Below are 20,669 nucleotides of genomic sequence, written 5' to 3'. Positions count from 1 at the left end.
GCGCACTTTCCCGTTCCTCTAGTACCCGGCCGCCAGCCCGTCGCGGCGCGGGTCGCTGGCGATCTGGTAGCCCTCCACGGCGGGATCGCCCATGCGCCAGATGAACTGGCCGGCGCCGAAGTCCTGGTAGGGGTCGTGGATGACCTCCACCTGGTGGCCCAGCGCCTGCAGGCCGGCGATGGTGGCCGGCTCCATGCCGCCTTCCACGTTGATGGCCAGGCCTTCGTTGACGCGCCAGCGCGGCGCATCGCAGGCCGCCTGGGGCGACTGGCGGTAGTCCAGCATGCGCACCACAGTCTGCATGTGGCCCTGGGGCTGCATGTTGCCGCCCATGACGCCGAAGCTCATCACGGGCTGGCCGTCGCGGGTCAGGAAGGCCGGAATGATGGTGTGGAAGGGGCGCTTGCCCGGGCCCACCAGGTTGGCGCGGTTGGGGTGCTGGGGGTCGGTGCCGAAGCCGTGGCCGCGGTTTTGCAGGCTGATGCCGAAGGTCGGCTCCACCACGCCCGAGCCAAAGCCCGAGAAGTTGCTCTGGATGAAGCTGACCATCATGCCGTTCTCGTCGGCCGCCGTCAGGTAGATGGTGCCGCCGCGCACGGGGTTGCCGGCCTTGAAGTCCTGCGCACGGCGCGGATCGATGAGCTTGGCGCGCGAGGCCAGGTAGGCGTCGTCGAGCATCTGTGCGGGCGTCACCTCCATGTCCGCGTCGGCCACGTAGCGGTAGATGTCGGCAAAGGCCAGCTTCATGGCCTCGATCTGCAGATGCTGGGAGGCCACGCCATCCACGGGCAGGCTGGCCAGGTCGAAGTTGGACAGAATGCCCAGCGCGATCTGCGCGGCAATGCCTTGCCCGCCCGGCGGGATCTCGTGCAGCGTGTGGCCGCGATAGTCCTTGGCCAGCGGCTGCACCCATTGCACCTCGTGCGCGGCCATGTCGGCCATGCCCAGGCAGCCGCCGTGCTGCTGCACGAACGAGGTCACGGCCCGGGCAATCTCGCCTTCATAGAAGGCCTTGCCGCGCGTGGCGCCAATGGCGCGCAGGGCGCGCGCTGCGGCGGGAAAGCAAAACAGCTCGCCCACCTCAGGCGCGCGGCCCCGGGGCAGGAAGCTTTCCCTGAACCCCGGCTGCGATTGCAGCTCGGGCGCGCCTGCGGCCCATTTCTGCTGGACCACGGGCGGCACCAGGTAGCCGCGCTCGGCGATCTCGGCGGCCGGCTCCATCAGCGCGTCAAAGGGCAGCTTGCCGAAGCGCTCGTGCAGGGCCACCCAGGCGCTGACGGCGCCCGGCACGGTGATGGAGTCCACGCCCCGGCGCGGCGGCTTGTCCTGGCGGCCGTAGCGCTGGTGGAAGTACTCGGGCGCCCAGCCCTGCGGTGCGCGGCCGCTGGCGTTGAGTCCGTGCAGCTCCTTGCCATCCCAGAGGATGCAGAAGGCGTCCGAGCCCAGGCCGTTGCTCACCGGCTCGACGATGGTCATGGCCGCCGCCGCCGCAATGGCCGCGTCCACCGCGTTGCCTCCTGCCCACAGCATGCGCAGGCCGGCCTGCGCCGCCAGCGGGTGGGAGGTGGACACGGCATTGCGCGCGAACACGGGCACCCGCCTGGAGTCGTAGGGGTTGCCGGGAGTGAAGGGTGAGGAAGAGGCGTGCATGAAAGAACCTGCCTCAGTCGGCGGTGATGCCCATGGTCTTCACGTCACGGCTCCAGCGTGTCAGCTCGCGGTCGATCTGCTGCTTGAAGGACTTGGGGTCGCTGGTCTCGGGGTCCAGGCCCTGGGCCTCGAACTGGGCCTGAACTTCGGGGCGCTCCATGATCTTGCGCACTTCCTGGGCCAGCCGCTCGACGATGGCCGGGTCCGTGCCGCCCGTGGTGAACAGGCCGTACCAGGACGTGAAGGCATAGCCGGGCAGGCCGGCCTCGGCGACGGTGGGCACGTTGGGCAGGTTCTTGACGCGCTGCTTCGTGGTCACGGCCAGGATGCGGGTCTGGCCGGTCTTGGCCGAGGTGATGGCGGGCGGAATGCCCGAGAAGATGGCCTGCACCTGGCCGCCCGACACATCGGTGATGGCCGGGCCGTTGCCGCGGTAGGGCACGTGCACCAGGTTCACGCCGGCCTGCTGCGCGAACAGCGCGCCGGCCAGGTGCAGGGTGGAGCCGTTGCCCGACGATGCGTAGTTGATGCTGCCCGGCGCCTTGCGCGCGGCCTCGATCATTTCCTGCACCGTCTTGTAGGGCAGGGCGGCGTTCACCAGCAGCGCGTTGCCGGATTCGGCCACCAGGGTGATGGGCTCCAGGTCCTTGCGCGGGTCGAACGACAGCTTCTTGGCCAGCACGGGCGCCACGGTGTTGCTGCCGATGGAGCCCAACAGCAGCGTGTAGCCGTTCTTGGGCGCCTTGGCCACCACTTCGCTGGCGATCAGGCCGCCCGCGCCGCCGCGGTTCTCCACCACCACGCTCTGGCCCAGGCGCTGCTGCAGCTCCTTGGCCAGGATGCGGGCCACGATGTCGTTGGCGCCGCCGGCGGCAAAGCCCACCATGATCTTCAGCGGCTGCGAGGGCCAGGCATCGGCGGCGGGCGCGGCCCAGCCGGGCGTGGCGCAGGTCAACAGGGCGGCGCAGCAGACGAGCAGGCGGCGGGACACGGGTGCAGGCATGGAGATCTCCAGAAATCCGGGAAGTGGGAGGGTGCGATCAGGACGATCGGCTATCGGTTGCCAGCGATTTTGATGATAGAAACTGTTTGGTGAAAGCTGGAATTTCTTACGAATCTTGAAAGTAAACCTTTTATGCCAAGCCTGCGCATTCTTCGCACTTTCCTCGCCGTGGCGGCCGAGGGCTCCTTCACTGCGGCAGGCCAGCGCGTGGCGCTGACCCAGGTGGCCGTGGGGCTGCAGATGCGCACGCTGGAAAACGACCTCAAGCGCAAGCTGTTCGCGCGCCAGGGCAAGCTGGTCACGCTCAACGAGCAGGGCCGGGCGCTGGTGCCCATTGCCACCCAGCTGGTGGCGCTGTACGAGCAGGCCAAGCACGGCACGCGGGCCGACGCACCGCTGGCCGGCACCGTGCAGTTCGGCTCCATCGTCTCGGCGCTGAGCCAGCTGGTGCGCGCCACGCTGGAGCTCAAGCGCCACCATCCGGCGGTGGACCTGCATGTGGTCTCGGGCAAGTCCAACCGGCTGATCGCCCAGGTGGAGAACCATGAGCTGGATGCGGCCGTGGTGGTCTACAACCCGGCAATCAAGCGCCCCTCGCTGGTCTGGACGCCGCTGTACGCCGAGCCCATGGTGCTGCTGGCGCCGCGCGCCGCCCGGCCCGCGGCGCCTGCCGACATGGTGGAGCGCTATCCCTTCATCCGCTTCGACCGCACCGAGCACACGGGCGAGCTGGTGGAGCGCACGCTGCGCCGCCTGCGCGCCAAGCCCCAGGAGTTCCTGGAGCTCAACTCCATCGAGACCATCGTGGAGCTGGTGCGCGACGGCATGGGCGTGGCCATGCTGCCCAATCTGGCGCGGCATGGCTGGGAGGGCGACCCGCGCCTGCGCGTGCTGCCCCTTGCCCAGACTGCCGAGAGCCGGCAGATCGCCCTGGTGCAGCTGCGCACGGCGGCGCGCGCCGAGATCATCACCGCCGTGGGCCAGCAATTCGTGGCGGCGCTGGCGGTGCCGGACTGAGTGTGCCGGACTGAGCGCGCCGCTGTGGGTGTTGCGCCGATCCGCGTGTCTTAAGTTGCGTATTGCGCGAGCCCGTGGCCCATGGACCAGTTCTCCTTGTCCACCTCGACCAGGTTGACGAACACGTCCTCGGGCCGCAGGCCGGGGCTTTCGACCAGCAGCTCGGCGATGCGGCTGAACAGCGCCATCTTCTGCTCCAGGCTGCGGGTGTTGCTGACCGTGAGCTGCACCAGCACCAGATCGTCGCTGCGCGCCACGCCCAGGTAGGAGGCGCCGTAGCGGAAGTTGTCGCCGTCATGCTCGGTGATGGTCATGAACTGGTCGTCCTCCGGCACGTTGAAGGTTTCGCGCATGGCGCGGTAGAGGCTGTCGCAGATGGCCTGGCGGTAGGCGGGGGACTTGCCGGCGCGCATGTTGATCCGGGTCATGGGCATGGTGTGGCTCCTTTGCGTTGCGTTGAATTGCGTTGCTTTGCGTTGTGGGAGCCTCGAAGGTAGGCCGTGCCAGATATTTTGAAAAGCCATGATTGCTGATATCAGTAATAATGGATTGAAATGATTCAACGACCCCTTGACCTGAATGCCGTGCAAGGCTTCGTGCACATCGCGGACCTGGGCAGCTTCACGCGCGCGGCCGAAGCCATGCAGACCACGCAGGCCGCAGTCAGCCTCAAGCTCAAGCGGCTGGAGCAGCGGCTGGGCTGCCGGCTGGTCGAGCGCACGCCGCGCCATGTGCAGCTGTCGGCGCTGGGCGCCGACTTCCTGCCCCATGCGCGCGAACTGCTGCAGGCCCATGAGCGCGCACTGGCGCTGGCCGTCAGCACGCGCCAGCGGCTGACCATCGGCATCAGCGACCACGTGGCCGGGCCTGAGCTGCCGGCCCTGATCGCCCGCATGAATGCGCAGGACCCGCAGCTGCTGATCGACATCCGCATCGCATCGTCCGGCCCGCTGCTGCAGGGGTTTGACCGGCGCGAATACGACACGGTGATCGTTCGCACGCATGCCGGGCGTGACGACGGCGAGCTGCTGGCCGAGGAGCCCTTCGGCTGGTTTGCCGCGCCCGGCTGGCAGCACCGCGCGGGCGAGCCCCTGCCGCTGGCCACGCTGGCCGAGCCCTGCGGCGTGCGCGCCATGGCCGGGCAGCTGCTGGATACGGCGCGCATGCCGTGGACCGAGGTGTTCGTGGGCGGCGGCGTAGCCGCTGTCTCGGCCGCCGTCATGGCGGGGCTGGGCGTGGCCGCGCTGGCGCCGCGCATGCTGGCCCTGGGCGCCGTGGACGTGGGCCCGCGCCTGGGCCTGCCCACGCTGCCGCGCCTGCCGGTGCTGCTGCACACCCGCGTGCGCGAAGGCCGGCCGCGCGCGGCGCTGGATGCGCTGGGCGCCGCCTTCAAGTCCGCCGTGCGTGGCTAGCAGCCAACAATCGGCCCGGCATGGTGCGCAGCCGCTTGTGCCTGCGGGGCAACGGGCGATAGACTCGCACCCCTCCCATCCACCCTCACCCTTTCGAGGTGCACCATGCTCCGCCGCACAGCTTCCTGCTGAACGACTTCGTCACACGCTGATCCTGGCCTTGCCCCGGATGTCTTTTGCGTGTGCGCTGCGGTGCGTGGCCTTTTGAGGGCTTGCGGCTGACCGTCCGGTTTGCGGACGGCGCCGACAGTCCTGCCATCTTCCCCTTCGACAGCCTGCCGGCCCGGCCACCACGGGCCAGGCCGCGCTGTCGCTGCATCCCCTGCATTGCGGCGCCTGGCGTCGTCGTCGGCTTTTCCCGCTCCACGGCATGTCGCCGTGGGGTGCTGCATCGTTTTCGGAAAGCACGACATGACCCCATCCATTGCCCAAGGCGCTCACTTTCTTTCGAGCGTCGAGATCCTCAAATACCCCCGCACGCCGCACCTGCGCGGCTCGCGCCTGCAGTCCGGTGACCAGGACGACGCCGTGCCCTATGAGCGGCTGGCCGGCCGGCACATCGTCGTCGAGGAAAAGCTCGACGGCGCCAACGCCGCGCTGAGCTTTGCCGGCGACGGCCAGTTGCTGCTGCAGTCGCGCGGCCACTACCTGGACAGCGAGCGGCCCGGCGGGCGCGAGCGCCAGTTCAACCTCTTCAAGCAATGGGCCCAGGCCCACGAGGGCGCGCTGCTGTCCCTGCTGGACGACCGCTACCAGGTGTTCGGCGAGTGGATGTACGCCAAGCACTCGCTGTTCTACGACGCGCTGCCGCACTGGTTCTGCGAGTTCGACATCTGGGACCGCTCGGCGCAGTGCTTCCTGGACACGCCGCGCCGCCATGCCCTGCTGGCCGGCGTGCCCGTGGTCTCGGTGCCCGTGCTCTACAGCGGGGCGGCGCCCCGGCGCATGCAGGACCTGCTGGCGCTGCTGGCCCCTTCGCTGGGCCGCAGCGCGCGCTGGCGCCAGGCCTTCGAGCAGGTGGTGGCCCGCCAGAAGCTGGACCTGCCGCTGTGCTGGCGGCAGACCGACGGCTCCGAGCTGGCCGAGGGCCTCTACCTCAAGGTGGAGGAGGACGGCCAGACCGTGGCGCGCTACAAGTTCGTGCGGCCGGACTTCGTGCAGGTCATCCTCGACTCGGGCTCGCACCACAGCGAGCGGCCCATCGTCCCCAACGGGCTGCGCGAAGGCGCAGACATCTTTGCGGCCGATATTTCAAAAAGCTGGTGAGGCCTGCAGCGCAGACCCATCGCAAGGAGATTGCCATGACGAACTGGAAACAGATCCAGTCCCTGGTGCCGCAGCCCGGTGCCGACCCCGACTTCGCGGCCTGCCTGGCCGCCTTCCCCCAGCTGGAGCAGGCCAAAACCACGCCGCAGGACCCCGTCTATCACGCCGAAGGCGATGTCTGGACACACACGCAGATGGTGGTGCGCGAGCTGCTGGCCGATCCCGGCCATGCGGCGCTCACCGCCACCGAGCGCGAGACGGTCTTCCTGGCCGCGCTGCTGCACGACGTGGCCAAGTGCTCGACCACCGTGGTGGGCGAGGACGGCCGCATCGGCCAGCCCGGCCATTCGCGCCGCGGTGCGCTGGATGCGCGGCTCATGCTCTGGGAAGCCGGCGCGCCCGTGGACCAGCGCGAGGCCATCTGCCGGCTGATCGCTGTGCACCAGGTGCCGTTCTTCGCCTTTGCCGATTCGCGGCGTGGCCTCTCGCCCGAGTTCATCGTGCGCGAGCTGTCCTGGCAGGTGGACCTGCACCTGCTCACCCTGCTGGCGCGGGCCGACATGCGCGGTCGCATCTGCCCGGACATTGCGTCCGTGCTGGTCAACATCGAGCTGGTGCGCGAGTTCGCGCTGGAGGAGGGCTGCCTGCGCACGCCACGCCGCTTTGCCTCGGCCGAGACGGCGGTGCGCTACTTCCGCGGCGCGCAGCTGCATCCCGACTATGCGCTGCACGCGCAGGCCGGCTCGCGCGCCATCGTCATGTGCGGCCTGCCGGCCAGCGGCAAGAACACCTGGGTGGCCGCCCACCATGGCGACCTGCCCGTGGTCTCCTTCGACGATGCGCGTACGGAGCTGGGCCTGCGCCACGGCCAGAACGAGGGCGCGGCCGCCCACCACGCCGTGGACAAGGCCAAGGCCCTGCTGCGCGCGGGCCAGCCCTTCGTCTGGAACGCCACCCACCTGTCGCGCCAGATGCGCAGCAAGACCGTGGACCTGTGCCTGGCCTACGGCGCCCGCGTGGAACTCGTGCACCTGGAAGCCAGCCGCCCAACCCTGCTGGCCCGCAACCGCGCGCGCGACACCACGCTGACCAACGCGGCCCTGCTCGGCCTGCTGCAGCGCTGGGATGTGCCTTTGCCTACCGAGGCGCATGCGCTGTCGTTGCTGGTCAATGAGGGGTAGGGCAGGGGCGCCGTGAGAGGGTGGATAGGGCGTGGGAGGCGGCCGCTGGCAGTGCGATACTGCGGCGGATTTCAACCACGGGACCGAACCATGACACCGTCTTCCCAGCTGCTGTCCACCCTCGCGCCGCTTGGCCGCATCCGCGCCTCCATCAACACCGGCAATCCCATTCTTGCGCGGCTGGATGCCGACGGCCGGCCTGCGGGCGTGTCCATCGACCTGGCCCGGCGCTTTGCGCAGCAGCTGGGGTTGGAGCTGGAACTGGTGGTCTTCGACACGGCCGCCAAGTCGGTGGATGCCGTCACGCGCGAGGAGGCCGACTTCGGCTTCTTTGCCGTGGACCCCGTGCGTGGCGCGGGCATCGGCTTCACGGCACCCTATGTGCTGATCGAGGGCAGCTACCTGGTGCGCCAGGATTCGCCGCTGACCGACAACGCCCAGGTGGACCGGGCCGGGCACACGGTCGTGGTCGGCAAGGGCAGCGCCTATGACCTGTACCTGAGCCGCGAGCTCAAGCATGCGCAGATAGAGCGCGCCGTGTCCTCGCCCGCCGTGGTGCAGACCTTTGTGGAATCGACGGCCGACGTGGCCGCCGGCGTCAAGCAGCAATTGGAGGCCGATGCCGCCCGCCTGCCCGGCCTGCGCCTGCTGCCGGGCCGCTTCATGGTGATCCAGCAGGCCATGGGCCTGCCCAAGGGGCGGGGCGATGAGGCCCTGCGCGTGCTGGCGGCCTTTGTGGAAGAGGCCAAGGCCTCGGGCTTTGTGGCCGAGGCACTGCAGCGCCACGGCATCCAGGGCGCAGCGGTTGCGCCTGCGGCCTGAAGGTCAGGCGCCGCGCAGCACCAGCAGGTCGATGCTGGCCGGCACGCCCAGGCGCACGGCAAAGCCGGCCCACAGGCCTGCGCCGGCGCTGACGAAGAGCTTCATGGCGCCGACCTCGTACTCGCCGCGCACAAAGCCGTCATTGGCGGGCGCCACCAGCCATTGGTCCATGCCCAGGATCAGGCCGCCGTGCGTATGGCCCGACAGCTGCAGGCCCACGCCGTGGGCCGCATTGTCGCGGGCGGTCTTGGGCTGGTGGGCCAGCAGCAGGTGGTATTGCGCGCTGGCGTCCCGGGCCTGGCGGGCCACGGTGTCGATGTCGGGCGGCACGCCTTCGGGCACGGACGGGTCGGTGTTCTGGCGCGACAGGCGGCCATAGGCCGGATCGCCGATGCCCGACAGCGCCAGGCGCGCGCCCTGCACATCGATCAGCTGCATGCGGTTTTCCAGCAGGTTCAGGCCCAGGCGGCGGAATTCGGCCATCCAGGCGTCGTAGCCGCTGTAGTACTCATGGTTGCCGGGCGCCGCCCAGACGCCGTGGCGTGCCTTGAGCTGCGCCAGCGGCGCGATGTTGGCGCGGCCGCTGTCCACGTCGCCGTCCACCATGTCGCCGGGCAGCACGATGAGGTCGGGGCGCGCCCCCAGCGTGCGGTCCACGATGGTCTGCACATAGCGTGCGTCGTTGATGGGGCTGGCGTGGATGTCGGCCAGCACGGCCACGCGCAGGCCTTCCAGGCCGGCGGGCAGGCCGGGCAGGCGCAGCGTGCGCTCGTGCACCTCGGGCGGGCGCAGCGCATTGGTCACGCCCCAGGCCGACAGCAGGCCTGCCAGGGCCAGGGCGCCGGACGTGAGCAGCGGGGCGTGGAGGCGCTGCTTCCAGTCCTCGCGCCGGGCCACGGCGGCCAGCGCCCAGAGGCCGTCGCGCAGCACGATGAAGACGGCCAGCATCAGCAGCAGGGCCAGCACCCAGCCGCCCGGCACCTGCAGATAGGCCAGCGTGCGGTACTCGACCGTGCCCTCGCGCAGCAGCACCAGCAGCAGGGCGGGCGTGCAGCCCAGGGCCGCCGTGGCGACGGCCGCCATCAGGCGGGCGCGGCGCGGCATCAGGCGGACGGGCCACCACAGCCACAGGGCCAGTAGCGGGATGACGAGGGCGGCAAGAGTAACCATGGGGAGCAGATCGAGGAAGGCGGGTGAGGCGGCCAGCGCCGGGAGCGGGCGGCAAGGCGAGCGCCGATTGTGCGCAATGCCTTGCATGCCGCTGGCCTGACTTGGCGAAGGCCCTGGCATGCGGGGGTTTTCATGCGGGCGGCACAGGGCCGGCGTATGGAAATCTGCAGCCGCGTGGCGCCGCCGGCATGGCGCGGGGATAATCCAGCCCCTTATGCCTTTGAAGATCAGCTTCCCTGAATCCCTGCCCGTATCCGCCCGCCGTGAGGAAATCATGGAGGCCATGGACCGGCACCAGGTCATCATCGTGTGCGGCGAGACGGGCTCGGGCAAGACCACGCAGCTGCCCAAGATCGCGCTGGCGCTGGGCCGGGGCAAGGTCAACGCCACGCCCGACGACAAGGGCCAGGTGCGCGGCCACCTGATCGGCCACACGCAGCCGCGCCGCATTGCCGCCAGCTCGGTGGCCAAGCGCATTGCCGAGGAGCTGAACACGCCGCTGGGCGATGTGGTGGGCTACAAGGTGCGTTTCCAGGACCGGCTGTCCAAGGACGCCTCGGTCAAGCTGATGACGGACGGCATCCTGCTGGCCGAGACGCAGACCGACCCGCTGCTCAAGGCCTACGACACGCTGATCATCGACGAGGCTCACGAGCGCAGCCTCAACATCGACTTCCTGCTGGGCTACATCAAGCAGATCCTGCCCCGGCGCCCCGACCTCAAGGTGGTGGTGACATCGGCCACCATCGATGCCGAGCGGTTCTCCAGGCACTTCGAAGGCCCCAAGGGGCCTGCGCCGGTGATCATGGTCTCGGGCCGCACCTACCCCGTGGAGATGCGCTGGCGCCCGTTCGAGGAAAAGCGCGACCATGACCTCAACGACGCCATCGCCGAAGGCGTGGACGAGCTGTGGGCCGGCGGCGCGGGTGGCGACATCCTGGTCTTCCTGCCCGGCGAGCGCGAGATCCGCGAGGCGGCCGCCCACCTGCGCAAGCACCTGGCACAGCAGCCCGTGCTGCGCCATGCCGAGGTGCTGCCGCTGTTCTCGCGCCTGTCGCAGGCCGAGCAGGACCGCATCTTCGACAGCCACACGGGCCGGCGCATCGTGCTGGCCACCAACGTGGCCGAGACCTCGCTGACCGTGCCCGGCATCCGCTATGTGATCGATGCGGGCACGGCGCGCGTCAAGCGCTATTCCTTCCGCAGCAAGGTCGAGCAGCTGCTGGTCGAGCCCATCAGCCAGGCAGCGGCCAACCAGCGCGCCGGCCGTTGCGGCCGCGTGGCCAACGGCATCTGCATCCGCCTGTACGACGAGGCCGACTTCGGCACGCGCGCGCGCTTCACCGACCCTGAAATCCTGCGCTCCTCGCTGGCCGGCGTCATCCTGCGCATGAAGTCCCTGGGCCTGGGCGACGTGGTGAACTTTCCCTTCCTCGAAGCGCCCTCGGGCCGTGCCATTGCCGACGGCTACCAGCTGCTGGGCGAGCTGGGTGCCGTGGACGAGCGCGGCGAGCTGCTGCCCATGGGCCGCGAGCTGTCGCGCCTGCCGCTGGACCCGCGCGTGGGCCGCATGATCCTGGAGGCGCGCACGCGCGGCGCCGTGGCCGAGGTGCTGGTCATCGCCTCGGCCCTGTCCGTGCAGGACGTGCGCGACCGGCCGCTGGAGGCCCAGCAGCAGGCCGACCAGCAGCACGCCAAGTTCGACGACGAGAAAAGCGAATTCAGCGGCTACCTGCGCCTGTGGAAATGGCTGCAGGATGCGCGCGGTGGCAAGGTGGTTGCCAAGAGCCGCAAGGAAATGGCCACGGCCCAGGCGCCTGCCGCCAAGCCATCGGCGCGCAATGCCGCCTTCCTGCCCGTGGCCCAGCGCAGCGGCGGGCAGAGCGTGGCCGCCCCGGCGGCCGAGGCGTTGGCGGCCTTCCATCCGCAGGACACCGGTCCCGGCACGGATGACGAGCCCTCGCACAAGCTCAGCAACCGCCAGTGGGAGCAGCTGCTGCGCCAGAACTTCATCAACATCCGCCGCGTGCGCGAATGGCGCGACATCCACTCGCAGCTGCTGACCGTGGTCAACGAGCACAAGTGGAAGATCAACACCGAGCCTGCGGGCTACGACGCCGTGCACCTGTCCATGCTGTCCGGCCTGCTGGGCAACCTGGGCTACAAGGGCGATGAAAGCGACGCCTACCTGGGCGCGCGCGGCATCCGCTTCCATCCGCACCCGGGCGCCCACCTGTCCAAGAAGCCGGGGCGCTGGATCGTGGCGGCCGAGCTGGTGGAAACCTCGCGCCTGTACGGCCGGGGCATCGCCGCCATCGATCCGCAGTGGCTGGAGGAAGTCGGCGCCCACCTGCTCAAGAAGCAGCTGCTCGATCCGCACTGGTCCAAGAACCAGGCCGACGTGGTGGCGCTGGAGCGCGCCACGCTCTACGGCCTGGTGGTCTACAACGGCCGGCGCATGAGCTATGGCCGCATCGACCCTCAGTCCGCGCGCGAGATCTTCATCCGCCAGGCCCTGGTGGAGGGGCAGTGGGATACGCGCTGGCACTTCCTGCCCGCCAACCTCAAGCTGGTGCGCAAGGTCGAGGAGCTGGAGCACAAGAGCCGTCGCCAGGACGTTCTGGTCGATGACGAGCTGATCTACGCCTTCTACGACCAGCAGATCCCCAAGGACGTGTTCAGCGGCGCCACCTTCGACCATTGGTTCCGCGAGGCGGCCAAGGAAAACGCCGACCTGCTGCGCCTGTCGCGCGACGAGCTGATGCGCCACGAGGCGGCGGGCATCACCACCCAGGCCTTTCCCAAGGTGGTCAAGCTCGGCGGCGTGGACTGCACGGCCAGCTACCTGCACAGCCCCGGCGACGCGCGCGACGGCATCACCGTCACCGTGCCGCTGTTCGTGCTCAACCAGGTCAGCGACGAGCGCGTGGAATGGCTGGTGCCCGGCATGCTCAAGGACAAGCTCCAGGCCCTGCTCAAGAGCCTGCCGCAGCGCCCGCGCAGCCGCTTCGTGCCCCTGCCCGAAAGCGCCCAGCGCCTGGCCGAACTCTTCACCACGCCCGAGCGCTGGGGCCAGGGATCGCTGATCGATGCCCTGCTCAAGCAGGTGCGCGACGAGACCTCGCTGGACGTCAAGCGTGCCGACTTCAAGCTGGACATGCTCAGCCCGCACCTGTTCATGAACTTCCGCATCACGGACGAGCATGGACGCCAACTGGGCCAGGGCCGCAACCTGGGCGCGCTCAAGGCCGAACTGGGCGCCAAGGCGCGCGGCGCCTTCCAGGCGCTGGCCGCGCTGAAGGTGGCTTCGGTCACCGAGGCCCCTGCTGCACCCGCTGCCACCGCGCCCGAAGCCGGCAGGAAGCCTGAGCCCGCTGCCAAGGCGGAAAAGCCCGACCAGGCCACGCCTGCCAGGAATGCCAAGCCCAGCCAGCCTGCCGACAGCCGCTACAAGGAATGGAGCTTTGGCGAGCTGCCCGAGCTGATGGAGATCGGCCGGGGCGGGCAGACGCTGATCGGCTTTCCGGCGCTGATCGACCACGGCGATGCCGTCGGCATCGAGGTCTTCGACGAACCCGAGGTCGCGGCCGCGCGCCACCGCGTGGGCCTGCGCCGCCTGTTCGCGCTGCAGATCCGCGATGCGCTCAAGTACCTGGAAAAGAACATCCCGGACCTGCAGAAGATGGCCGTCGCCTACATGCCGCTGGGCACGCAGGAGGAACTGCGCGAGCAGATCATCGACGTGGCCATAGACCGCGCCTTCCTGCAGGAGCCGCTGCCCACCAACGACGCGCAGTTCAAGCAGCGCGTGCAGGACGGACGCGGCCGGCTGACGCTGATCGCCAACGAGGTGGCGCGCATGGCCTCCACCATCCTGGTCGAGTACGCGGCGGCCCAGCGCAAGATCAAGGACACCAAGAACGCGCCCGACGCCACGGCCGACGCCGCCCAGCAACTGCAGCGCCTGGTGCCCAAGAACTTCATCGCGGCCGCGCCCTGGACCCAGCTGCAGCACTACGCGCGCTACCTCAAGGCCATCACCAGCCGGCTGGACAAGTACCGCGCCGACCCTGCGCGCGACGCCAGCCGCCTGGCCGAGCTGCGCCCGCTGGAGCAGCGCTACTGGCGCCTGGTGGCCGAGCGCAAGGGCCACATCGATGCGCGCATGCAGGAGTACCGCTGGATGCTGGAGGAGCTGCGCGTGAGCTTCTTCGCCCAGGAGCTGCGCACGCCTTACCCGGTCAGCATCAAGCGGCTGGACAAGGTCTGGCAGCAGCTGCAGAACTAGCGCCGTGCCGGCCTGCGGCCCTTCCGTGATCGGGAGGGCCGCAGGCCATGGTTCAACGCGGCATCGCCACCTTCACCGGCACGCAGCCGGTTGGAGCGATGCAAGGCCCAAGGCCGTATGCGCCATCACAGAGATGGGGTATTTTTCAAAGCACGGGCGATCTGTGCAGAAACTGCACAGATGCTGGCCGCTCCATGGCGTTGTGGTGGGCCCTGTGCGCTTCTAGACTGCAGGCATCAACCACTTCCCGTTTTCAGGAGCACTGCATGTCCCTCGCAGAACAGGCCAGCCAGGCCACCCAATCCACCAGCCATCCCACCCTCCGCGCCCTGTCAGGCGCGCCGGGGCGCAGCCAGTTGCCACGGGGTGCCACGGCGCTGCTGGTCATCGACTTCCAGAACGAGTACTTCAGCGGCCGCCTGCCCATCCCGCGCGGCCCGCAGGCCTTGGAACAGGCACGGCGCCTGCTGCAATGGGCCGATGCCGGGCAGGTTGCCGTGTTCCACATCCAGCACATTGCCCCCGAGGGTGCGCCCGTGTTCGCCGTCAATGGCTGCGCCGTCCAGTTCCACCCCGGCCTGCAGCCGCGCGCGGGCGACACCGTGGTGCAAAAGCGCAGCGTCAGCGCCTTCGTCGGCACCGACCTGGCCGACCAGCTGCGCGCGCGCGGCATCACCACCGTAGTCATCTGCGGCCTCATGACCCACGCCTGCGTGGCCGGCGCCGCACGCGATGCCGCGCCGCTGGGCTTCGAGGTCGTCGTGGCCAGCGACGCCGTGGCCACACGTGCCATCACGCGCAGCAATGGCGAATCCGTGGACGCCGACAGCCTGCACCGTGCCGCGCTGGCCGAGATCGAGGATGTGTTCGGCGATGTGCTGCCCACCGCGCATGTGGTGCAGCTGCCCCTGCGCTGAGCCTGCAGGCAGGGCCCGCGCATCGTCTCCTAGCGAGAATCCACGGCGTTGCCGTACTCCGTCGTGGTGCTGGCCGCATCCTTGCGCACCGGCACGGCGATCTGCTCGAACACATTGCCTTCGATCACAACGCCTTTGGACTCCAGCAGGTTGATGCCTGCCTGGGGTTCCTCTTCCTTCTTTCTGAACAGCCCGCTGCGCTTCACGATGAAGCGGTTGTTGCGGATGATGGAACCATCGGCATCGCGCAGCTTGAGGATGGCGGGCAATGGGGCCTTGTCGCGCAGGTCCATGTGCACGATGAAGGTGTTGCCCTCCACCAGCGAGCGCGGGCCGTACAGGTAGACGGCGGTGCGGCCATCGACCTCGATGGTGTTGTTGCGCACCACGTTGTCGGAGCCCGCCATGATGATGGCGCGGCCGCCGGATTTGATTTGGAGGTTTTCTGCTGTGTAGAAGGTGGGTGGAGAGTAGTCCCAGGGGATTTCGTTGAAGTTCTGGTTCTCGCCATTCCAATTTGTTTTAATAATTATTGAAATATCTTCCTTCATCATTTCTATTCTTTTTCTAATATTTGAATCTCCAGAAGCCATTTCTATGCTTATTCCCAATCTTCCAGGTGTTTCAATCTTTCCATTATGAACCTTTAGAAAGCATAATTCAATCCCCTTAGTTCCAATGCCACGAGTATCTTCAAAAGGCGATCCCGATACGAGATGATTTTGCAAGTCCAGGTCCACATTGCTGGTTTCGAAGAACGTTAATATATTTCCGGTTCCAGCATCATTTATTGGAGACCCTCTTTGTCTACCAGATATGAGGTCACGAGATTTTCGCTGAACGAAATCATGAACAACGCAGTGCTTACCAGAACCTTTGATTGACTCTGATATTGGAACTCTCTGACCTCTATATTTCACAGCCTTGCACCATATGGGTGGAAGTTTTGCGTCAACAGGAGGGTGTTGGCTCTCGGTCCATTTTTCCCATTGCTGTTTTTCTGCATGCCCAGTCCGCCAAAAAGCTAGCAGCACAAATATTATTAAAATGCACACTATACGGGTTTGCATAACAAACTCCTTGGCAAACACACACCTGGATAGTCTTTCTCCCTACCCACTAGACCACCAAGAAAGATCTCTCTATTGTTTTCTGCTTTCTCAAAGTCATATTCCTCTGAATTTTTATCTTTCAAATCTATTTTTGTTATTTTGATCTGACTTTTATTGTCTTTCGTTAAATTCAATTTTCCCTCATTAATCCATTTATTTAGATGGTTTTGTAGCAAATCAAATTTATCTGGAGAATTGCTCCCATTCTTCCGCGTGGCATTGAATCTCTCCAGCACTTTCTCTATCTCTTTAAAGCTCGCCGCCGGCTTAGCCCCATACCGCGTCAAAAACTCATAACGCATATGGCCGTCGAATACCTCCATTCCATCAGGGGCTGCCTTTTGAAATGTTTCCACTCTCCGTTGTGGTACTGGCCGCATCCTTGCGCACCGGCACGGCGATCTGCTCGAACACATTGCCTTCGATCACAACGCCTTTGGACTCCAGCAGGTTGATGCCTGCCTGGGGTTCCTCTTCCTTCTTCCTGAACAGCCCGCTGCGCTTCACGATGAAGCGGTTGTTGTGGATGATGGACCCATCGGCATCGCGCAGCTTGAGGATGGCGGGCAGCGGGGCCTTGTCTCGCGGGTCCATATGCACGATGAAGGTATTGCCCTCCACCAGCGAGCGCGGGCCGTACAGGTAGACGGCGGTGCGGCCATCGACCTCGATGGTGTTGTTGCGCACCACGTTGTCGGAGCCCGCCATGATGATGGCGCGGCCGCCGGATTTGATTTGGAGGTTTTCTGCGGTGTAGAAGGTGGGAGGGAAATAATCCCAAGGTATTTTGTTAAAAGCCTCGGTTTCCGGGTTCCAGTTGGATTCTTTCGTAACAGCAGTGTCTTCTGTTAGCATTTTCATTCTTTTATTTATCATAATATTTGGCGCCATCTCAACACCTATGCCAAAAGCCCCAGGAGTCTCTATTTTTCCGTTATGAATTTTTAAAAAAACTTGATCATTACCCAATATTCCTATTCCATTTACATTCTTAAATGGTCTACCGGAGATTAGATGTTCTCTCAAATCCAATTCAGATAGACTGCTTTTGTAAAAAGTCAGTACGCTTCCATCGCCTTGACTATCCGTGGGTGAGCCATGCACTGTTCCACCCTCTATCCAGTCAATGGCCTTTCGCTGTATAAAATCGTGAATTACACAATAGCGGCCATTGCCTCTAATAGCCGCTGCTATAGGGTAATAGCCTCCGAGATATTTAATCGCTTTGCACCCTTCCGGTAGGGGGGAAGTATCGCTAGGTGGGTGACGACGCTCCGCCCATTCTTCTGTTGTTGGCTGTTTTTTTTGATTTGAATGACATTCAATCAATAGTGCGGAATTAAGCATCAAGAATAGAGTGATCATACCTCTTTGCATACGCTGCTCCCCGGAAGGCAAACCCCTGGGTATTTTTCTTCCTGTCCGATAAGATTTCCTAGAAAAATCTCTCTATTGATTTGCGCCTGATCTTTATCATATTTTTCGCTCATCTTATCAAGAAAATTTATTTCTTGATTTTCTTTGTCATTCTTTCCTTTTGGATTTAATTTGCCATTGGCAATGAATCTATTAACGGATTTTTGCAGGAAATCGATCTTCTTTGGAAATTCTTTCCCTTCCTCTCTAATTGCATTGAATCTCTCGAGCACATTCCTGATCTCCTCAAACCCCAGCGCAGGCCTAGTTCCATACGCCGTCAAAAACTCATAAACCGCTTTCTCCCCTTGCAGCGATCGATACTCACGCTTGTCCCAATAAGGCACCTCTGGGTCAGGCATATTCCCCAGTATTGGCATGTCCTCGTCATAGGTGTAATCCGGCTCGGACCCCGCAAACCCATGCCCTATGCCCAGCTTCACGCTGATGGCATCGAACGGCCGGTTGTCCTTGTCCCGGTGGCTGAAGGTGTCCAGGTAGGAGTGCAGGAATTCGCCCAGGAACTGGTATTCGGCACAGGGCTGGGCCGGGTTGCCCAGCCGGCTGGCGTTGAGCAGGTTGTTCAGTTGCGGGCTCAGGTTGCCCACCACGCTGTTGACGTTGTCGTTGGCGTACTGGGGCAGCGTGGTGCCCTTGTCGTCGGACAGCGTGAAGTGGTACCACAGCAGTTGCCGGTGGTTCTTGAAGATCGAGCCCACCGTGGTGAGGGTGTTGGCATCGTCCAGCGGCTTGGTGATGGGGTTGTCATCCACGTACTGCGAAGCCAGCGCCGTGATGCGCGCAGGTTCGTAGTCCAGGCCGGCGGCCAGGGCCAGGAAGAAGACCATGTAGTAGTGCATGTCCTCCTGGTACAGCCCGGTGGGATCGATGCGGTTGAGCGGGTCGCCGCCGGCATACAGGTAGGCATCGGGTCCGTCCGGGTAGCCCAGCGGGTCCGGCTGCAGGTAGCGGCCGCTGGCCGGGTCGTAGCTGCGGTGCCAGTTGTCGTGCAGTCCGCTTTCCTCGTCGAAGTACTGGCCCGGCAGGCGCAGGTTGAGCACGGCCTGCTGCCGGGGCAGGCTTGTGTGGCCGGCCTGATGCATGGCCGGCGCTCCCCAGGGGGTTTGGCGGGCACGCCAGACCACGCGCTGGCCTGCGTCCGTCATGGCCTGCGGACTGCCCCGGTGGTCGTTGTGGATGTGCAGCATGCGCGCCTTGCCGCTGGCGTTGTCCCGGTTGTGCGCGGATTCCAGCTTGGCGATGGGCAGGGTGCGAGTCCCCTCGTTCAGGTACAGGTACTGGCTGGTGATGCGGCCTTCGCCATCCATTTCCGCGACGAGCCGGTTGTCCTGCCACAGGTAGTGGCTGTGCGTTTGCCCATCGCCCTGGTGCACGGTCTTGCCAACGCGCTGGCCCAGGCTGTTGTAGCGGTAGCTGGCGATGGGCCGGTCCTGGTGGTCGCTGATGCCCTGGAGCTGTCCTGCCTCGGTGTAGGTGTAGCGGTGCAATGCGTCCTGGACGGTGCGGCCCTGGCTGTCGCGCTGCACGGGCGCTGGTGCTGACGGTGCGTTGTCCTGCACCAGTCTGCCGAAGCCCTGGTAGCGGTAGTCGGTCTTGTGCAGGCCCGCTGGTGGCCCCTCCTGCTCGATGGCGCGTATGCGCGGGCCCACGCCGTAGCGGTAGCGCTGGCTGAGGATGGGTGCGCTGCCTTGTGATGTGCCTTGCGATGTGCCTTGCCCGGTGGTCTGCTGCGTGAGGCGCCCGGCAATGTCGTATTGGCGCGAGGTGGCCAGGCCATTGCCTGCCGTGTAGTGCTGCAGGCCGTTGAAGGCGTCTGTTTGGATGTCGCCGACCACCGTCTGCGCGGGCAGCAAGCGTTCAAGCAAGCCTGTGGCGCCGGCGCCCAGCCAGTGGTCGCTGGCCTGCAGCAGGCCGGCCACCCAGGCGCTTTGCAGTTGCAGCCCTTGCACGCTGGCGCCGTCGCTGGCGGGGCCGCGCCGGGTGACGAGCACGCGGCCATCGGCCAGGGTGCGGCTGTGGACCCGGCCGTCCGGGCCATAGCGCGTGGCGGTGCGGTAGGTATGCTCGCCCTGGCCGTCGGGCGTGGCCAGCGCAATGGTGCGTGCCACGGGGCGGCCCAGGGCGTCGTATTCGATGGACTCGCGCTGCCAGTTGCTGTCGATGGTCTGCAGCAGCCGGCCCTGGTAGTGCAGCCGGGTTTGCGAGGAAGAGCGACGATCTGCGCCGGGTGCCGCTTCGTAGCGCTTGGCCAGCAGACGCCCGCTGGGGGCGTACTGGTAGTGGGTGCTGCTGCCGTCGGCGCGGGTGTGCACCAGCAATTGATCGGCTTCGTTGTAGCGTGCGCTTTGGCGGCCATGATCGGCAAGCTGAAGCCAGACGGTGCGGCCGAAGTCGTCGTGCAGGGCCTGGCGGCGTTCGGCGGGTTGGGCTCCTTGGGAAGCAGTGGTTTGGTGTCCGATGTCCTGGGGTGCTGTCGGCACATCGGAGGAGCCTTGCAATGCCAGCCGTACCGCCCCATCGGGCGTTTGCGACAGGCTGGCATGGAGACTGCCGTTGTCCAGCCAGCGCGTGCGGGTGTCGTCGCCATCGGTGTGCTGGAGCAATTCCCCCGCATCGCCGTAGGTGTAGCTGTCCAGGCGCCCATCGGGCAGCAGGCGGTGGCTCAGGCGCCCTTGCGCATTCCAGCCGTAGTAGGCCGCACGTTCGGGGAGGTCCTGGCCTTCGCGGTACAGGCCCAGCCGCGTGATGCGGCCTTCGCTGTCGCGCTCGATCTGGCCCCGGTTGCCCAGGCCATCGAGCCTAGCCTGGGTGCTGCCCTGGTAGGTCCAGGTGGTGCTGCGGCCTGTCGTGTCGATGGCCTGGCTGGGGCGGCCCAGGGCGTCGTGGCGGATGCGGTATGGATTCAGGCTCAGCCGGCTGCTGGCGCGGGGCTGGCCGTCGGCATCGAGCAGCCAGCCGCTGGTGGTGATTTCTTCGGCCTGCAGGGCGTTGGCGGACAAGGCGCTGTAGCGCATTTGGCGCTGGAGGCGCCGCACGCCGTCGTCTTCGGTGCGGGTCGTGATGCGCCCGGCCTGGTCATGCTCCAGCGCCACGGTGGTGCCATCGGGCTGCAGCACGCGCGTGACGTGGCTGCCGCTGCGGTCCCAGCGCAGCCGCGTGAGGTCGTTCTGCGCCGGGCTTCCATCGTCATAGCCTGCCAGCGAGGTGGGCAGCGGCCCGTCGATGTCCACCAGCACGCTGCGGCCGTTGATCTCGGTGTAGCGGTAGCGCGTGCTGCGCTCGATGGGCGTGGCGCCGTCCGCATTGCCTGCGGGCTGGCCCTGGGCATCCAATGGGCTGAAGCCCGTCTCGGTGATCTGCAGCGGCTGGCGGCTGCTGTTGTAGCGGATGCGGA

The 20,669-nt window shown here is 66.1% G+C and carries 15 protein-coding genes; 7 read left to right on the top strand and 8 right to left on the bottom strand.

Annotation, left to right across the window (positions count from 1 at the left end):
• Window positions 1-18 precede the first annotated feature (18 nt).
• On the bottom strand, window positions 19-1,650 hold the full coding sequence (locus tag GRX31_RS15690; RefSeq protein ID WP_160853519.1) for a gamma-glutamyltransferase family protein: 1,632 nt from the start codon (window positions 1,648-1,650) through the stop codon (window positions 19-21).
• Between the two features lie 13 nt (window positions 1,651-1,663).
• Entirely contained in the window at window positions 1,664-2,653 is a 990-nt protein-coding gene (locus GRX31_RS15685) for a Bug family tripartite tricarboxylate transporter substrate binding protein (RefSeq protein WP_013801719.1), read from the bottom strand.
• Window positions 2,654-2,785: 132 nt separating this feature from the next.
• Here GRX31_RS15685 and GRX31_RS15680 point away from each other — a divergent pair, with 132 nt between their 5' ends.
• Window positions 2,786-3,670 carry a LysR family transcriptional regulator gene (locus GRX31_RS15680; RefSeq protein WP_016448236.1) on the top strand — a complete coding sequence of 295 codons (885 nt, stop codon included), beginning with the start codon at window positions 2,786-2,788 and terminating at the stop codon, window positions 3,668-3,670.
• Between the two features lie 50 nt (window positions 3,671-3,720).
• Here the strand turns inward: GRX31_RS15680 and GRX31_RS15675 are convergent, their stop codons facing one another.
• Complete coding sequence (locus GRX31_RS15675; protein ID WP_047474894.1) at window positions 3,721-4,104, bottom strand: tautomerase family protein; 384 nt, start codon at window positions 4,102-4,104, stop codon at window positions 3,721-3,723.
• 120 nt (window positions 4,105-4,224) lie between these two features.
• Here GRX31_RS15675 and GRX31_RS15670 point away from each other — a divergent pair, with 120 nt between their 5' ends.
• The 4 genes from GRX31_RS15670 (at window position 4,225) to GRX31_RS15655 (ending at window position 8,351) form a co-directional block, all read left to right on the top strand.
• Window positions 4,225-5,082 (top strand): LysR family transcriptional regulator, encoded by an 858-nt coding sequence (locus GRX31_RS15670; RefSeq protein ID WP_160853517.1) that lies wholly within the window; start codon window positions 4,225-4,227, stop codon window positions 5,080-5,082.
• Window positions 5,083-5,493: 411 nt separating this feature from the next.
• A complete protein-coding gene (locus tag GRX31_RS15665; protein ID WP_012206358.1) occupies window positions 5,494-6,348 on the top strand; it encodes an RNA ligase family protein in 855 nt (284 codons plus the stop codon).
• 35 nt (window positions 6,349-6,383) lie between these two features.
• Entirely contained in the window at window positions 6,384-7,529 is a 1,146-nt protein-coding gene (locus GRX31_RS15660) for an AAA family ATPase (protein ID WP_160853515.1), read from the top strand.
• Window positions 7,530-7,619: 90 nt separating this feature from the next.
• On the top strand, window positions 7,620-8,351 hold the full coding sequence (locus GRX31_RS15655; protein WP_126312069.1) for an ABC transporter substrate-binding protein: 732 nt from the start codon (window positions 7,620-7,622) through the stop codon (window positions 8,349-8,351).
• Window positions 8,352-8,354: 3 nt separating this feature from the next.
• Here the strand turns inward: GRX31_RS15655 and GRX31_RS15650 are convergent, their stop codons facing one another.
• Entirely contained in the window at window positions 8,355-9,521 is a 1,167-nt protein-coding gene (locus GRX31_RS15650) for a metallophosphoesterase (protein WP_237426695.1), read from the bottom strand.
• 214 nt (window positions 9,522-9,735) lie between these two features.
• On the opposite strand from GRX31_RS15650, the gene hrpA reads away from it, so the two are divergent.
• Together hrpA and GRX31_RS15640 are read left to right on the top strand one after the other, a co-directional pair.
• Complete coding sequence (gene hrpA / locus GRX31_RS15645; protein ID WP_160853511.1) at window positions 9,736-13,809, top strand: ATP-dependent RNA helicase HrpA; 4,074 nt, start codon at window positions 9,736-9,738, stop codon at window positions 13,807-13,809.
• A 266-nt stretch (window positions 13,810-14,075) separates the two neighbouring features.
• A complete protein-coding gene (locus GRX31_RS15640) occupies window positions 14,076-14,726 on the top strand; it encodes a cysteine hydrolase family protein (RefSeq protein ID WP_160853509.1) in 651 nt (216 codons plus the stop codon).
• Between the two features lie 29 nt (window positions 14,727-14,755).
• On the opposite strand, the gene GRX31_RS15635 is transcribed toward GRX31_RS15640, so the two are convergent.
• From GRX31_RS15635 to GRX31_RS15620, 4 genes are all read right to left on the bottom strand, one after another.
• Entirely contained in the window at window positions 14,756-15,280 is a 525-nt protein-coding gene (locus GRX31_RS15635) for a right-handed parallel beta-helix repeat-containing protein (protein WP_160853507.1), read from the bottom strand.
• Window positions 15,281-15,780: 500 nt separating this feature from the next.
• Window positions 15,781-16,194: a hypothetical protein gene (locus GRX31_RS15630; RefSeq protein ID WP_160853505.1), complete on the bottom strand. Its 414-nt coding sequence runs from the start codon at window positions 16,192-16,194 to the stop codon at window positions 15,781-15,783.
• Complete coding sequence (locus tag GRX31_RS30835; RefSeq protein WP_237426694.1) at window positions 16,166-17,203, bottom strand: right-handed parallel beta-helix repeat-containing protein; 1,038 nt, start codon at window positions 17,201-17,203, stop codon at window positions 16,166-16,168. Before GRX31_RS30835 ends, GRX31_RS15630 begins: the two co-directional genes overlap by 29 nt.
• Window positions 17,200-20,669: RHS repeat-associated core domain-containing protein (locus GRX31_RS15620; protein WP_160853503.1), on the bottom strand; the 3,470-nt coding region annotated here is incomplete at its 5' end. The genes GRX31_RS15620 and GRX31_RS30835, both read right to left, overlap by 4 nt.

It is taken from the genome of Delftia sp. CH05, from assembly GCF_009827015.1.
GTDB classification, from domain to species: Bacteria; Pseudomonadota; Gammaproteobacteria; order Burkholderiales; family Burkholderiaceae_C; genus Comamonas; species Comamonas tsuruhatensis.
Note: the sequence above shows the minus strand (reverse complement) of the source record. Positions and strands in the feature narration are given on the sequence as shown.

Coding starts and splice junctions, on each gene's coding strand:
- GRX31_RS15690 (WP_160853519.1), bottom strand. CDS start 1,650: ATGCACGCCTCTTCCTCACCCTTCACTCCCGGCAACCCCTACGACTCC.
- GRX31_RS15685 (WP_013801719.1), bottom strand. CDS start 2,653: ATGCCTGCACCCGTGTCCCGCCGCCTGCTCGTCTGCTGCGCCGCCCTG.
- GRX31_RS15680 (WP_016448236.1), top strand. CDS start 2,786: ATGCCAAGCCTGCGCATTCTTCGCACTTTCCTCGCCGTGGCGGCCGAG.
- GRX31_RS15675 (WP_047474894.1), bottom strand. CDS start 4,104: ATGCCCATGACCCGGATCAACATGCGCGCCGGCAAGTCCCCCGCCTAC.
- GRX31_RS15670 (WP_160853517.1), top strand. CDS start 4,225: ATGATTCAACGACCCCTTGACCTGAATGCCGTGCAAGGCTTCGTGCAC.
- GRX31_RS15665 (WP_012206358.1), top strand. CDS start 5,494: ATGACCCCATCCATTGCCCAAGGCGCTCACTTTCTTTCGAGCGTCGAG.
- GRX31_RS15660 (WP_160853515.1), top strand. CDS start 6,384: ATGACGAACTGGAAACAGATCCAGTCCCTGGTGCCGCAGCCCGGTGCC.
- GRX31_RS15655 (WP_126312069.1), top strand. CDS start 7,620: ATGACACCGTCTTCCCAGCTGCTGTCCACCCTCGCGCCGCTTGGCCGC.
- GRX31_RS15650 (WP_237426695.1), bottom strand. CDS start 9,521: ATGGTTACTCTTGCCGCCCTCGTCATCCCGCTACTGGCCCTGTGGCTG.
- hrpA (WP_160853511.1), top strand. CDS start 9,736: ATGCCTTTGAAGATCAGCTTCCCTGAATCCCTGCCCGTATCCGCCCGC.
- GRX31_RS15640 (WP_160853509.1), top strand. CDS start 14,076: ATGTCCCTCGCAGAACAGGCCAGCCAGGCCACCCAATCCACCAGCCAT.
- GRX31_RS15635 (WP_160853507.1), bottom strand. CDS start 15,280: ATGATGAAGGAAGATATTTCAATAATTATTAAAACAAATTGGAATGGC.
- GRX31_RS30835 (WP_237426694.1), bottom strand. CDS start 17,203: ATGATCACTCTATTCTTGATGCTTAATTCCGCACTATTGATTGAATGT.